Source organism: Prosthecobacter sp. (genome assembly GCF_044236155.1).
Taxonomy (GTDB): domain Bacteria; phylum Verrucomicrobiota; class Verrucomicrobiia; order Verrucomicrobiales; family Verrucomicrobiaceae; genus Prosthecobacter.
Genome location: NZ_JBIIHA010000057.1, coordinates 1 through 13,761, shown reverse-complemented (window position 1 = coordinate 13,761; position 13,761 = coordinate 1). Strand labels below are relative to the sequence as shown.

12 protein-coding genes are annotated in these 13,761 nt (G+C 61.5%); 2 read left to right on the top strand and 10 right to left on the bottom strand.

Going from position 1 to position 13,761, the window contains the following annotated elements:
* Positions 1-67: 67 nt before the first annotated feature.
* From ACILSE_RS22595 to ACILSE_RS22570, 6 genes are all read right to left on the bottom strand, one after another.
* Positions 68-337, bottom strand: a complete 270-nt coding sequence (locus tag ACILSE_RS22595) for a hypothetical protein (protein WP_395719711.1) — start codon at positions 335-337, stop codon at positions 68-70.
* 109 nt (positions 338-446) lie between these two features.
* Positions 447-1,253, bottom strand: a complete 807-nt coding sequence (locus tag ACILSE_RS22590; RefSeq protein ID WP_395719710.1) for a hypothetical protein — start codon at positions 1,251-1,253, stop codon at positions 447-449.
* A gap of 557 nt (positions 1,254-1,810) precedes the next feature.
* A complete protein-coding gene (locus tag ACILSE_RS22585; protein ID WP_395719709.1) occupies positions 1,811-2,164 on the bottom strand; it encodes a helix-turn-helix domain-containing protein in 354 nt (117 codons plus the stop codon).
* A gap of 6 nt (positions 2,165-2,170) precedes the next feature.
* Positions 2,171-3,790, bottom strand: a complete 1,620-nt coding sequence (locus ACILSE_RS22580) for a hypothetical protein (RefSeq protein ID WP_395719708.1) — start codon at positions 3,788-3,790, stop codon at positions 2,171-2,173.
* A 10-nt stretch (positions 3,791-3,800) separates the two neighbouring features.
* The gene (locus tag ACILSE_RS22575; protein ID WP_395719707.1) at positions 3,801-4,724 is read right to left on the bottom strand and encodes a dihydrodipicolinate synthase family protein; all 924 of its coding nucleotides are present in this window, start codon (positions 4,722-4,724) and stop codon (positions 3,801-3,803) included.
* Complete coding sequence (locus ACILSE_RS22570) at positions 4,725-5,456, bottom strand: phytanoyl-CoA dioxygenase family protein (RefSeq protein WP_395719706.1); 732 nt, start codon at positions 5,454-5,456, stop codon at positions 4,725-4,727. It lies immediately after the preceding gene.
* Positions 5,457-5,555: 99 nt separating this feature from the next.
* Between ACILSE_RS22570 and ACILSE_RS22565 the strand changes: the two genes are divergently transcribed.
* Positions 5,556-6,644 (top strand): substrate-binding domain-containing protein, encoded by a 1,089-nt coding sequence (locus ACILSE_RS22565; protein WP_395719705.1) that lies wholly within the window; start codon positions 5,556-5,558, stop codon positions 6,642-6,644.
* Between the two features lie 424 nt (positions 6,645-7,068).
* On the opposite strand, the gene ACILSE_RS22560 is transcribed toward ACILSE_RS22565, so the two are convergent.
* From ACILSE_RS22560 to ACILSE_RS22545, 4 genes are all read right to left on the bottom strand, one after another.
* Complete coding sequence (locus tag ACILSE_RS22560) at positions 7,069-8,088, bottom strand: hypothetical protein (RefSeq protein ID WP_395719704.1); 1,020 nt, start codon at positions 8,086-8,088, stop codon at positions 7,069-7,071.
* Positions 8,085-8,609: a sigma-70 family RNA polymerase sigma factor gene (locus ACILSE_RS22555; protein ID WP_395719703.1), complete on the bottom strand. Its 525-nt coding sequence runs from the start codon at positions 8,607-8,609 to the stop codon at positions 8,085-8,087. Before ACILSE_RS22555 ends, ACILSE_RS22560 begins: the two co-directional genes overlap by 4 nt.
* Positions 8,610-8,711: 102 nt before the next feature.
* Positions 8,712-10,022: a DUF1552 domain-containing protein gene (locus ACILSE_RS22550; RefSeq protein WP_395719702.1), complete on the bottom strand. Its 1,311-nt coding sequence runs from the start codon at positions 10,020-10,022 to the stop codon at positions 8,712-8,714.
* Complete coding sequence (locus ACILSE_RS22545) at positions 10,019-12,538, bottom strand: DUF1588 domain-containing protein (RefSeq protein WP_395719701.1); 2,520 nt, start codon at positions 12,536-12,538, stop codon at positions 10,019-10,021. The genes ACILSE_RS22550 and ACILSE_RS22545 overlap by 4 nt, the downstream gene beginning before the upstream one ends.
* 79 nt (positions 12,539-12,617) lie before the next feature.
* Between ACILSE_RS22545 and ACILSE_RS22540 the strand changes: the two genes are divergently transcribed.
* Positions 12,618-13,505 (top strand): helix-turn-helix domain-containing protein, encoded by an 888-nt coding sequence (locus tag ACILSE_RS22540; RefSeq protein ID WP_395719700.1) that lies wholly within the window; start codon positions 12,618-12,620, stop codon positions 13,503-13,505.
* Positions 13,506-13,761: the final 256 nt, after the last annotated feature.

The window sequence follows — 13,761 nt, the reverse complement described above, 5'->3', positions numbered from 1 at the left end:
GCCTGCGGGCATGGGTGATCCCATGCCTTCATCAATCCAATCGCCACCCCTTAATCGCGTGCGCCTCTTACCGCCTCAGCGCGTTGATCAGCTCATCCACCTTGTTGATGAGGTCCTGCATCTGTTGCTGGTTGTAGCCACCATCGGCTCCGATGCCGAGTGTGCCGACGCCGTTGCTATTATTGCTCGTTTGAGCCAACGCGTTGGCGATGGCGTTGTTCAGGTCGTTGATCGTCGCTCGTTGCTGGATGTCAGCGTTGAGTGAGGTGAGTTGCGAGCGCATCTCTGCGCTGGAGGCAGGCGAGTTGTTCGCGGGTTTGGATGGATCGAAGGGCATGGCGTTTTCTGTTCTTGGTTCATGGTTCCTTGTTCATGGTTGGTTCTGGTTCGGTGGCTGTCCTGAACGAAGAACAAAGAACACCGAACCAAGAACCCTGCCGCAGGCATCACGGGCTGACGGTGACCTTCACCACATCGGTCCAGTCGCCATTCGGCGTGCCTTTGTCCCAGAAGCGCATGCGGTATTCGCGGACTTCGGGTGTTCCGGCGACGAGCAGCGGGCGCTCGTCTTCATACGGGCTTTCGGTGTCGATGGCGAGGAACTCCCAGGCTCCGGTGCCTCTGCGGCTTTCGATATACACGCCCATGTGGTTGTATTTGTAGAAGGTGAGCTTCACGCATTGGCAGCCACCGCCTTGCAGCAGGTCGGCGCTGAACTTCGGCAGGGCTTTCTCGGTTTCGGCGGAGCCGACAATGCCGAGGTCGGTGCCGATGGCTTCGGTGTAGCCTGCGCTGAGTTTCATCTTGGCGATGAGGGCGAAGATGCGTGTCAGCGTGCCGGGTAGCGCGGCGGTGACGCCTGCGGGCAAGGTGGGCGCGGTGAATGAGGGCAGCACCATCGGTGTGCTGCCTCCACCGGCGAGCACGTCGTCCACGGCATCGGTGGTGCTGGGGGAGAAGTTGCGCACGGCACTCAGCCAGGTGCCGAGGACGTAGTTGGCGTATTTCGCGTCGTTCACGCTGGCGGTGATGTCGCCCGCGATGACGCCGATGGCGGCTCCGTGGATGGGCAGTTTCACGGCGTAGTTGTCGAGCCAGTTCACTTGGTCGCCGATGCGGCTGGGGTAGTAGGTTTGTCTTCTCATTTTGGTGCGGTTGTTCGATTTGGTTTGGGGTGAAAAGTAGTCGGACGGCTGGTCCCAGGTGCCGATGTCCCAGTTGGATTGGTCCCAGTTGGATTGGTCCCAGTTCATGCGGGCAGAGTTCTTGGTTCGGAGTGGCTGGTTCTTGGTTGGCGGTCGGGCGTAGGCGCACTTGCCAAAGTGCGGGTCTGGGGCCTTCGCGTTCTGGTCCAGCCGTGCGGGATGCCTACACCGCCGCCGATGGTCTGTTGGGTCGAGCTTGGGGTAGGAATACCGCACGCGGCGGGGTGGCGGGTCTTTGGCTGGGTAACCATACCCACAGCGGAGGTAGCGATACCCTTCGGCGCGGTAGGGCTACCATTTGGTCCGGGGAGCTTTCCCATTTCGTTCGGTAGGGATACCGCACGGCTGGGGAGGCCTACCTTTTGCGCCGGTATAGATACCGCAGGGCGCGGGGTGGCTACCCTGGTCGCCATCCGCACTACCGGAGCGTCCGGTAGCCATACCATTTGGTGCGGTAAGGCGGTTGGAGGGCAAAAACGGCCACCCAAGGCGGAAAAGCGTGTTTTGGATGTCAGGGGGAGGTTCATGGCGTGCGTCGGGTGTGACGCTCGCCATTGGAGCACAGCCCCCGGCGCTGCCGTTAGTCAATCATAGGTGACGAGGCTTCACTCGCCGTCGTCCTCGTCCTCCAGCTCTCCGGTGAACTGCTCCAGCGTCATCCCGAGTCCATGGCTGATCTGCGCGGTGACGGGTAATTTCGGATTGGCTTTGCCACGCTCGATCTTCCCGAGGTATTCCCGGCTGACGCCACTCTCACGAGCGAGTCCGTATTTGGTGAAGCCTGCCGCCTCCCGGAGTTCCTGAAGCCGTCTCGGCAGCCGCTCACGAATGCGCTCCGCGTAGTCGTAGGCGTCGTGGTTCTCCGGCGCGGTGGTCTCATGGTAAAGTGATTTCTTGCGTTGTTCACGGCTTAGCACTTCATGCCGGTGGCCTTCTTGCTGTTGAGGAGTCTTGTTCACGACGGATTACCGGAACTGCATGGCAAACAGGTCGGCGTCCTTCATCACAAAGCGCAAACGCACGGGCTGCCCGGCGAGCCGGCTGACGTCTGTTCCCTGCTTCCACGCGACGATCCGCGTGATCTCGTCGCCGATGACCTCGGGGCAATCAGCCAGCGCGAAACCGGGAATGGGGTTGCCAGAGGAATTCTGAATCTCGACCCGGACAAAGCCCGGCGCGCCGGTGCGATAGTTGATCTCAAGCGACTTCCCTGTGAAGCTGACGGGTTTGGTGACCATTTCGCCGCCGGCCCAAGGAACGCTGACTGATGCGAAGCCATCGGTCCGCAACAGCAACCGCTCCACGTGCCACGACTTCTGCAAGTAGTGACGGCTCACGAAAAATTGGATCTGCTGCTCGCCCGCCGACAGGATGCCGGTCAGCGGGTAGTTACTCCGCGATGTCCAGTTGCCGTATCCCGGCCCGGGCCGGATGAAGGTCTCCATAAAGGTGCGGTCATAGGCTGTGGCCCCGGCGCGGCTGGTCAGAAGGACGGCGTCCGAGCAATCGCGGGTCCAATCAATCTTGGCTGACCCAATTGCGTTCACGAGACCGGCGCTGGCCCCTTGCTCTAGGGTGATTGCCCGGCGCCCCTCCATGAATCGCGCCGCAGGGGCCAAGTAGAGGTGAGGGGCGCGGAAATAGGGCTGCGTGTTATTGATGTAGAACTGCTCGCGCGGCGTGTTGCCGTAGCTCATCGGCACGGGCTTCGTCCAAACCATGAGGTCCTTGGAGGTGGTGCGGGCCATGCTGCGATATCCTCGTCCGCCCAAGCGGTCCACATCCGCGCTGGGCGCCTTGGCGGACACATCCCAGAAGCGGTAGTAGAGCACGTATTGTTGTTCCGCCTCACTCCAGAACATGGTGTTGCCGCCATCGAACGAGTTGCGCAGGTCGCTCACGAACTCCGGCTGAGGTGCGAGCTTGCGAAACGTCACTCCATCAGACGAGGCCCAGAAGACCAACCGCTTGGGACCGACGGGGTCGCGCATCGCCGTGTGCTTCTCGCCACTCACCGGCATGCTCTCGATCATCTTCACCCGCTCGGTCGCCGGAACGCCTGGACGAGTGTCCACCCAAGGTGCGCAGGGAAAGGCGAACCGCGGGACGCCGTCCTCGGTGGCGATGACGTTGTTGTCCGGCCACTCCGGCTTGGCTACCAGATTCAAGGCTGGCTTGGTCCAGGTGACCCCGCCGTCACGACTTTCCGCCACGCAGGCCATGCCGTTCTGATCCTTCGGGTCGGAGAGTGACCAACCGCGGTAATACATCAGGAGCCGGCCGCCGAGTTCGATGACCGACATGCCAAAATTCCCCGGCCCTTCCCAGGGCTTGTCAATCCGGATCACGACACCCCCGGAGGTCGGCTCGTGCAGTTTGAGGGAAGCGTTGTCCAAGCGCTCGATGAGAAGGCGGTCAATGAAGAGCTCACGGCGTGAACCGATATTGATCGGACCACCTGAAACGGGCTGCGTTGCCGCCCCGGCGACGGAGACAGCATTTGGCACAGACTGAGGTGCTTGCTGTGCGAGCACGAGTGGCTGAACAAAGAGGAAGGCGGTTAGGAGTCTGAGGGTGGGTTTCATGGTTGAGAAATCAAGCTGCTGGAGACCAGCGTGGGTATTTGCCATCCAGCAGCCGCGTGAAGCGTTCCATCGTCGCCCCGGAGACGCCGGCATACGGCGGCAGCAGGCGCAGAGGGAAATCAGGCATGTGTAGGTGGACGAACATTTTATCGAAGGCGCCGTCCATGTGGGCTTCGGCTTTGGCGAAGGCGAGCAGTTCGGCGATGATCTCGGCGGACTCGCGTTGCACGGGCTTGAGGAAGGATTCGTCGCGTCTTTTCCCGGTCTCGAAGTAGGCGCGGCCGAGGGCGAGGTTGGTGTTCGCGAGTGAGATGAGGAAACCGCACTCGCCCATCATCGCGGCTTCCGCGAAACCGCCTTCGGTAATGAAATGCTGGAGCTGCGGGGCCTCGGTGAGCAGGCCGCGGAGGCGTTCGAGGTCGGTGGTGCTGTTTTTCGTCGCGACGAGGTTGGGATGGCGCTGCGCGAGCACGCCATACTCGGCGGGCGTGATGAGGCGGTGCGTGCGCAGGAGGTTGTAGTGCAGGAACTCGCAATCCGTAAAGCGCCCGCAGGTCTCACGGAAAAACACATCCACCTCGGTATCGCTGAGGTTGCCCCAGCTCGGCAGGCTGATCTGAAAACGCCGCGCGCCCATGTCGCGAGCACGCTCGATGCGTTCGATGATCGTGGGCAGCGAGAGGCTGATGAGACCAGTCATGGTCTGCACGCCTTCGATTTGTGTTTCATCGAGGAAGACGCGCGTGATCTCATCGAACTGCCGCTCCGTGACAGCGTAGCCCTCGCCTGCGGTGCCGAAGGTGTAGAGATCGCGAATGCCTCCGGCTATCAAATGACGCACATGCGCACGGAACTGTGTCTCGTCGAGGGTGAGGTCCACACGCCACGGCACGCAGCACGTGGCGAGGATGCATTGGCGGTAGCGTTTGCTCATTTATGCGGGCGGCGTGGCGCTGAGGGCAGCAGTGTAGGCGGCTTTGAGCTTCGGATCGGTCTGCGTGTGTTTGCCGCGATAGACGAGCAGCAGGCCGAGGCGTGGGTGGTCGCTCGTGTTCGGCGCGGAATGATGGATGGTCTCGCACTGGTGGATGAGTGCATCGCCCGGTGCGAGCAGGCCGCAGAACTGATCCGAGAGCGGCACGGTGGAAGGCTCGGCCATGCCAATCGAGTTACCCTTCACGCCGGAGGGTTTGGTGGGAAGCATGCCTTGATGGTGCGAGCCGCGCACATAATACACCGGGCCGTTCTCCAACGTGGCGGGGTCCATCGCGATCCAGATGGTGAGCATGTCGGGAGGCGTCTGGCAGAAGTAGGCGTTGTCCTGGTGATAGGGCACGCCGGAGCCGATGCGCGCGGGTTTGTTAAAGGTCTCCACGCCGCACAGCACGGGTTCGCCATGAACGAGCCGGCTAACGAGCGCTACGATGTCGGGACGGGCGACCATGGGAATGAGCGCGGGGTGGTGCTGCTCCAGTCGCCACAGGTTGCGGACGGTCTTTCCGTCCGCCTCCAGCGTGCGCGCATCGGCGGGTTTGGAATCGAGGTCTTCGCGGATGTAGCGATCCAGTTCCGCGCGAATGGCGGCGACTTGATCGGGTGTGAACAGACGGCGGATCCGCACGACGCCGTCGCGTTCGTAATCGGGGATGAGTTGGGTGGTGTTCATGTGTTAATGCTGGTCTTTGCCGGGCCAACATGGTGCTATCTTCAACTTGCAGGGTCGCGCCGGGCAACCGTAAGGTCTTGGTCAGTGTATCTGACCACGATGAAAGCGAAAAGCCCACCGCCGCCTGCTCTGCCGCAACGCCTCTCACTCGTCGCGCAAACGGTGCAAAGCCTGCGCGAGAGCATTCGCACCGGTCACTGGCGGAAGCATTTGCCGCCAGAGCGGGAGCTGTGCGAGCTCCTGCAAGTCAGCCGCCCCACGCTGCGCGTCGCACTCGAAGAACTGCAGCGCAAGGGCTGGCTCGAAGTCACGCAGCGCCAGCGCCGCCGCATCAAGCCCAGACGCACCGCGCCTGGTGCAAGCGCCGGCAAGCGAGTGATAGCGGTGATTTCTCCATACTCATTCCTAACACTGTCTCCACAAGTGGCGTTCCTGGCAGACGCTCTGCGAGAGAGGCTCACCAAAGCGGGCAGTGCGGTGGAATACCATGTGAACCCCGCCTGTTTTTCCACAAAACCCGTTCGTGCATTGGAGAAGCTGGTGAGCCAGAACCCGGCAGTGGCATGGCTGGTGATGGGAGCCAAGGAGCCGATGCTTCGGTGGTTCATCAGCCAGCAATTGCCCTGTCTCGTAGTCGGTTCGTGTCCGACTTCCGTGGTCCTGCCGTCCGTGGATGCGGATCATCAAGCCGCCTGCCGCCATGCGGGAGGTGTGCTGCTGCGGAAGGGGCATCGACGCATCGCCCTCGTGTTGCCGCAGGGTGGCTATGGTGGCGACGCGGACAGCGAGCAGGGAATGCGCGAATCGCTGAAGGACAGACCAGAGGCCCACCTGCGCGTCCTGAGCCACGACGGCACCACCGCGCATCTTTGCGCCCTGCTGGACGCGGCCATGCGCTCACCCAATCCGCCGACTGCCTACGTCGTGGCCCGTGTGATGCCCGTGCTAACGGTGATGATGCACCTGATGCGACGTGGCAAACGCATCCCGCAGGACGTGGCCGTCATCTCCCGCGATGACGATCCCTTCCTACAATCCACGACCCCTGATGTCACGCGTTACGCGATCAGCCCGGCCCAACTCGCGCGCCGTGTTGCGCTGGCGGCGCGGCAACTCGCCAAAACCGACACGCTGGAACCGAAAGCCATCCGCCTGATGGCAAAGTATCTCCCCGGCGAAACGGTGTAGTGGAAGGCCATGACTGAACTGCCGTTGAAGAAGCGAAGCCCGGTCAGCGTTGATTGCACGCCTGAGTTCGCTCCCGCTGATGAAAGCTGTCGCCGTCGTCACTTGCAGTTTTTACAGCTTGCACGGCAGCCGCTCGCGGATTGCAACCCCCAGTTCATCAAGCAGACGCGAGTTGGGTTGTTAGTCCAGTGGTTCGCCCATGGTCGGACAGATGAAGCCGCCTTTGATCCTGCCGATGGATTCTCGGCTGATGCCGCGCTCACGAGCCAGGGTGGGCGTTGCTCAAACCCATCGCTTCCCGGAGTTCCTGCAAGCGCCTCGGCAAACAGCCTGCCAAGCTGATTTCCAAAAGTAGCAGGCAACGGTGACGGCGGGTTTCATGCCGAAAGAGCAAAGCTTGGAGTCCCTGCTGAATCGGCGTGTCTCACGGCAGCGCTTCGTTCCGATGACGGGGCACTGCTTTGCGAATGGTGACGGAGGCGCGCACATCATCCACGAAGTGCCCAGCGAAGGTCACGTGGTCGGGCAGTGGTGACTGGATCTTGCCGCTCGCGGCCACGGGGGTGAAGGACACCTTCAACAGCACCATTTCTGTCCCCGGTGGCAGCAGCAGCCGTGTGGAGGTGCTTTGCCAGGTGGCGGGATCGCGGTCCAAGGGACGACACAAGCCGACGCTATGGGCCAGCGCGTCTTCCATCAGATTTTCTTCGGTGGGAAACTGCGGGCCAAGTGCCCAGAGGGTGACGGCTCCTTCATAGTGCTCCGCTTCCGGGAAAGGCGCGGCATTGAAGAGAGCCGATAGCGTGATCACCACCTCGCCGCCGTTGGCCTCGCGCAAAAAAGGCCGCACATCGACGACACGCATCAGATCGCCCTGAAGGCTCGGCTTTGAAGACGCCTTGCCTTCGAAATCGGAACGCAGCACGCGGGCCATCTTCGTTCCCTGCGCGGGCTTCATTCCCTCATACGTCTCCACGATCTCCGAGTAATCCCCACTCCAAAGGTTCACCTCCTGCGGCATACCCGTCACCAACGGCGCGGGTCCGCTCTCAAAGCCCTCCTGAAAAAGCGACACCACCCTTTCCAACGAACGCACGCCAAAACCAAACACCACCGACGTGCAGAACATGCCAAACACAATCCCCGCCGCCGCTGCGGTGAGAGGACGCCAGGCGAACCAGCGTGGAGTCGTGCGCAGCGCTGTCTCCGCCGCTGGAGCAGGCTCCAGCAGCGCCACGATGCTGTCATCGCGCAAACGACTGATCAGCGCCTGCTCATCCACCATGAGCCGCGCCATGGTCGAGCGCGTATCAGCATTCTCGCGCAGCAGCGTGTTCAGTTCGGCTCGCGCGGAGGTGTCATGCGTGTCACGGACGGCTTGCAGCAGATGCAGCAGACGTTGCTCCAGTGAGCGATGCGATGATGAAGAGTCGTCGGGGTTCATGAGGATGGATGGAGTTGACGTTGAATGCACTGACTGAGTTGTTCGCGCAGACGCAGCAGGGTCATCTTCACCGCGCTCTCGCTGCGCTGCGTGCCAGTGGCGATCTCGCGAACGGTGCGGCCAGTGAGGTAATGCGCGTGCAGGATGCCGCGTTGCTCCGCCTTGAGCTTCCGCATGCAGTTCCCCAAAGCCTCGCGCCGCTCCTCAAACTCCGCTGCGGCCACCTCCGTCTCCTGCGCCATGGCCAGCACCACATCCTCGTCAAAGACCAGTCGGTCGCGCATGCGGTCGCGGATGAACGAGAGCACCGTGAACCGAGCCACCGCAAACGCCCAAGGCAAAAACTCCGTCTCCGCATCCCAGTCCGCCGCCTTCTCCCACAGCTTCACACACGTCGCCTGCAAAGCCTCCTGCGCATCCTGTCGGTTCGCCAACTGCGCATGACAAAACGCCTCCAACGCCGGTTGATGCCGGGTCAGCGCCGCGATGAATCGCGCTTGGTCAAAGTCAGGTTGTGCCATGTCATGAGGTTAATTCCACGAGCGGCCAGGACGGTCACATTTTTCTTCTCAGACGGGGAAGTGAGACTCGGGCAACGGTGAGGAGGACTGTGAGTGTGGATTTCATGCTTTCAGTTCGTTCAAGGTTCCGGCATTGCTGCCAAAGGTGTCGGTCTCGATGCCCATGTTTTGCAGCATGGTGACGAAGAGGTTGCTGAGCGGTTTGTTGTTGTCGCGTTTGAAGGCGAGGTGCTGGCCGTGGTGGAGGCCACCGCCGGCAAGGAGGATGGGGAGGTTGGTGTTGTCGTGGATGTTGGCGTCGCCGAGGTTGCTGCCGTAGAGGACCATGGTGCGGTCGAGCAGTCGCTGGCCGCCTTCGGACTTGGCGGCGAGATTGCCGATGAGTTTGCGCAGCAGCGCCATGTGCTGGCGGTCGGCGGCTTCGAGTTGCTTTACCTTTTCCTCGTTCTGTCCGTGGTGGCTGAGGTTGTGATAGGTCTCGGTGGTGGCTTTTTGTCCGGGGAGAGAGAACACGGGCGTTTTGAAGGCATCGACCATCAGCGTGACGATGCGGGTGCTGTCGGATTCGAAAGCGAGCTGCGCGATGCTGAGCATGAGGTCGAACTTCTCGAAGAAGAGCTTGCTGTCGTTGATGTCGGACGGCGCGGGCTGCGTGGCGACGGGCTTGGGGCGCTGCTCCCATTCGCTGGCGACTTGAAGGCGTAGCTCCACTTCGCGCACGGAGGTGAGGTATTGGTCGAGGCGGGCTTTATCCGTGCTGCCGAGAGTGCGGCTGAAACGTCCGGCCTCGGTGTTGAGTGTGTCGAGGATGCTGCCGCGTTGCTTGAGCCGGAGGAGTTGTTTTTTCACCTCATCGGCACTGCCTTGAACGAACATCCTGTTGAACAAAGCGGTGGCGCTATCCTCGGCGGGCAGAAGCACGCCATCGCGCGTCCACGAAAGGCTGCGGTTCGCTTTCTCGATGTTCACACCGAGGTTTAGCGAGGGGAAGCGCGTCACCTGGCCGAGCTTCTCGGCGGCGTATTGATCGAGCGAGATGCTGTTGCGGAATCCGGCTTTGAATGCGCCGCGTGCTGACGTGAGGAAGCAGTTGTCCGTGCTGTGTCCGCCGTTCACGCCGGGATGCGAAAGGCCGCTGAACACGCTGAACTCATTCCGCACCTCGGCGAGCACCTCAAGGTAAGGCGAGAGCGCGTAGTTGCGGCCAGTTGTCGTCGGAAAGAAATTCTTCGGCAGCACGCCGAGATTGTTCGCGATGACCAGCATGCGCTTCGGCATCGGCGCTTGCGCAGCTCTCGCGAAGACGGGTGTCATGCATTCGAGCATCGGAAGCCCGAGCGTGATGCCAAGGCCGCGCAGGAAGGTGCGGCGGGGCATGAGGTAGGAGGCGGTGGCGATGTGAGGGGCGTTCATGACTTCGGGTTTCCAAGGAAGATTGGGCTTTGCACCAGCGCGTGCACGAGATCCCGCACGCGGTAGCCGTCCTGAGCACAGGCATCGAGCATCGCTTCGATGTCGCGGCGGTCGGAGAACTGCACGGGGGTGCCTGTGGCATACAGCGTGAACTGGTGCAGGAGATTCCGTGCGAGCTGGCGCGAGTTGGCGGCGAAGAGGGCTTTTAGGTCGTGGATGTTGGCGAACTGACGACCATCAGCGAGTTGACCGCTGGCATCCACTTTGCCCGCGAGGGTGAAGGCAAAGTCGTGACCGGCGCGGTCGATGCCGGTGATGCGTTCGCCATCGCTGGTGCCGCGATAGCGCGTGCGCCAGGCACCAAGGATGTCGAAGTTTTCCAGAGCGAGACCGACGGGATCAAACTTCGCGTGGCAGGTGGCGCAGGTTTTGGATTTCGTGTGCTGGGCGATGAGTTCGCGGATGGTTTTTGCACCGCGAATGTCCGGTTCTACGGCAGGAATACCCGGTGGTGGCGGCGGCGGATGCTGACCAATGAGACGATCCATGATCCACACGCCACGCAGCACGGGTGAGGTGCTGGTGCCATTCGCGGACACTTTCAAAACGGAGCCCTGCGTGATGAGCCCGCCATAGGCACTGTCCTTCGGCAGATCAATCCGACGAAGTGCGGAGCCCCTCACCTCAGGCAGGCCGTAGTGCCGTGCGAGTCGATCATTCACGAGTGCGAACTCGCTCTTGATGAGCGAAGAGGCGGGCAGGTTCTCGCGAAGCATCGCGGTGAGGAATGCGCGCGTCTCCATGCCCATCGACTCCACGAGATAATCATCGAGCCGATACTCAGGATAGAGCCGGATGTCGGGGTCATCGCGGCGGAGTTCGCGGAGATTCAGCCAGCAATCGGTGAAGTGATTCACGAAGCGGTCGAAGCCCGCGCTGGAGATCAGCCGGTCCGTTTCCGTGCGCAACGTTGCGGGATCACGCAGCTTCTTTTGCGACGCGAGAGTCGAAAGCGCCGCATCCGGTCTAGAGTCAGTGATGAAATGCGAGAGCCGGTTCGCGATGGCAAAGTGATCGTCTGTGGCGATGGGCTCGCGCAGATACAAAAACAGATCGGAGCAAAGGAAGGCCTGATAACCTGCCAGCAATGCCTCGGCGAGTGGCGCACCGTTTTGCAAAGCATCGAGCACGAGTTTATCAAACGGCGGAATCGCCGCCTCCGGCACGGGTTCGCGTGCGGCGAGGGCGATGAAACGCCGCAGCAGACGTTTCGCATCCTCGGCGGGCTTGGCTGATTTGACGTCGGCACCGAGGTCATCAAACAACACGCGATGCGAAGCGGGCGGCCAAGATGCTGGCGCGATGGGGCCTTCCATCTCCAGCCACTGAAACGCGATGCCCGGCTGCCCGCCCTCCGGGAATGGCGGATAGCGATAGTGGCCCGTCTTGCCCTGCGCATCGATCTGCGGCACCGGCAGGCCGAGCATCCCATACTCGATGGTCTGGCCCGCGAGCAAATAGACCGTCGTTTCATACACGCCGCCCTCGGGTCGCACGTCGATGATGCCGCCGGTCACGCGCACGTCCTCAGCGATGTCGTGGTTCGTCGGCTTGCGTGCACGGAAGTTCATGGGCACGGGCCGCTTGCCTTTTTGGAGAAGAAAACCCTCCGTTTGCAGCACCGACCGCGCGGCGAATCGCACGCGATACTCGCCCGTGGCGCTGGCGATGACGTTCTTCGGATACACCGCATACGGCCATCCCGGTGAACGAAACAACGCGAACTCGATGCCCGGATCGGGCTCGGTTTCCTTCGGTTCGGCCCAGTTCTTTGAATCTAAATCGAAGCCCTTACCATCCCGCGCATAGAACAGCGACTCCACACCACCCGTGGTGCGGCGCGGGCCGAGTTGCTTGCCAACCACCCGCGTCTTTTTCGACGCAGGCGGCGCAGTTGATGTCACCACAGCCTGCCGCAACGCCGACTCCACCGCATCCAGATACCCCGTGAGCTGCACATGCGAGATGTCCAGCGTGGACGCGACCTTGTCGAAGTGATGCGACTCGCGATCCGCAGGCAACATGTCGCGAATATCCAGATGCGGCAGCGCGAGAAGGTCTCGCAAGTTTTGCTCAAACTCGATGCGATTGAGCCGCCGTATTGGTCCGCGTCCCTTTTGCGCCGTGGCCACCGTGCTCGCCGCATACAACGACGACTCCAAAGCCACCAGCAATGCCTTCCGATTCTCAGGCTTCATGTCTTCCGACTTCGGCGGCATCTCGCCATTCTCCACCCGATCAAACACCTGCACCCATCGGTCCATGGCTTTTGGATCAGCCAAATCAAACGTCAGCGCCGTGAGATCGAGCTTGCCCTTCTTCGTCTCCGCATCGTGGCAATCGGTGCAGTTCTGCTCGATGAGAGTGGCGATAGGCTGCGGCGGCTTCTCGGCCGCGTGCAGCGCTGGCAGCGCGGTGAGCAGCAGCACGGCGAAAGAATGGAAATAGGCTTTCATGGATGGATTGTCTCTAAAAGAACGCCGGGATCCATGCTCTCTGAATTGAAAGAATGACCAGATGCATGTAGATTCTGACATGAGCAACGAAGCCGATCCCAACCTCTACTTCAGCACTCCAGGCCCCTGGAATGTGAACGCCACACGCCCCATCCATTCGCCGCTGGGGGAGATCGTCTATGCAGGCACCAAATGGGGCAGTCAGGCCACCTACGCTCACGCGCCGCCGCCGAAGTTCATGCGCCCCACACCGCACTTTTTGCTCGTGCTCACCCTGGAAGGCAAAGCCAGCTACATGGACGAAACGGGCCTGCGTTGCACCCTTCAACCCGGCTCCCTCATCTGGGCTGTGCCCGGCGTGAATCAAAGCTACGGACCCAAACCCGGTGAGCGCTGGAGCGAGCTGTTCCTTTGGTTTCGCGGCCCCCTGTTTGATACCTGGCAAGGCAGTGGATTTCCTGGTGAACGCAGCCGCCACCTTGAACTCAACCCGCTCAACTACTGGACGGATCGCCTGCGCCGCATCCTCCAGCCCTCGCCAGAAGCCCCTGCTGAGTCCGACCTCGCGCGGATCTGCCACTTCCAGCAATGGCTGGCCGATGCGCTTCAGTTTGAAGACAAGCGCACCCAAACCACCGAAACACTGCAATGGCGGGAGAGAGCGGAGCAGAAGCTGCGCACTGGTCGCCTCACCGATCCTTCGTTGGAAGAGATCGCCCGCTCGATGGGCATGTCCTACAGCGCCTTTCGCAAACGCTTCGTGCAAATGACCGGCAAAAGCCCCGGCGAGTTCCGCGCCGACGAAATCGTGCTCCGCGCCTGCTCCCAGCTTCTCGAAACCAACCACAACCTCGCCACCATCGCCGCCGACCTCGGCTTCCACGACGCCTTCCATCTCTCGAAGCGTTTCAAACAAGTCGTCGGCATGTCCCCGCAGGATTTCCGAAGGCAGAACCGGGGGAGGTGATAACATAAATCAATCTCCTTCCTCCAAGCAGTGGGCCATTGGCGCGAGCAGGAGGGCGGTGAGGAGTGTCAGGGTCGGTTTCATGGGGTGCTGTGTCATTGCTCGGCGGCTCAGCTTGCGAAGGTTTTGCGGAGGAAGTCCGCATCGAAGCGGATGTCCTGCTCGACGCCGTTCGGGAGTTGCGTGCCCTCGATGTGAACCCACGCGTCGTGCCAGCCGATGTCGTGCATGGCGTCGCGCATTTTTCCGAAGTCGA

Coding starts and splice junctions, on each gene's coding strand:
- ACILSE_RS22595 (WP_395719711.1), bottom strand. CDS start 337: ATGCCCTTCGATCCATCCAAACCCGCGAACAACTCGCCTGCCTCCAGC.
- ACILSE_RS22590 (WP_395719710.1), bottom strand. CDS start 1,253: ATGAACTGGGACCAATCCAACTGGGACCAATCCAACTGGGACATCGGC.
- ACILSE_RS22580 (WP_395719708.1), bottom strand. CDS start 3,790: ATGAAACCCACCCTCAGACTCCTAACCGCCTTCCTCTTTGTTCAGCCA.
- ACILSE_RS22575 (WP_395719707.1), bottom strand. CDS start 4,724: ATGAGCAAACGCTACCGCCAATGCATCCTCGCCACGTGCTGCGTGCCG.
- ACILSE_RS22570 (WP_395719706.1), bottom strand. CDS start 5,456: ATGAACACCACCCAACTCATCCCCGATTACGAACGCGACGGCGTCGTG.
- ACILSE_RS22565 (WP_395719705.1), top strand. CDS start 5,556: ATGAAAGCGAAAAGCCCACCGCCGCCTGCTCTGCCGCAACGCCTCTCA.
- ACILSE_RS22560 (WP_395719704.1), bottom strand. CDS start 8,088: ATGAACCCCGACGACTCTTCATCATCGCATCGCTCACTGGAGCAACGT.
- ACILSE_RS22555 (WP_395719703.1), bottom strand. CDS start 8,609: ATGGCACAACCTGACTTTGACCAAGCGCGATTCATCGCGGCGCTGACC.
- ACILSE_RS22550 (WP_395719702.1), bottom strand. CDS start 10,022: ATGAACGCCCCTCACATCGCCACCGCCTCCTACCTCATGCCCCGCCGC.
- ACILSE_RS22545 (WP_395719701.1), bottom strand. CDS start 12,538: ATGAAAGCCTATTTCCATTCTTTCGCCGTGCTGCTGCTCACCGCGCTG.
- ACILSE_RS22540 (WP_395719700.1), top strand. CDS start 12,618: ATGAGCAACGAAGCCGATCCCAACCTCTACTTCAGCACTCCAGGCCCC.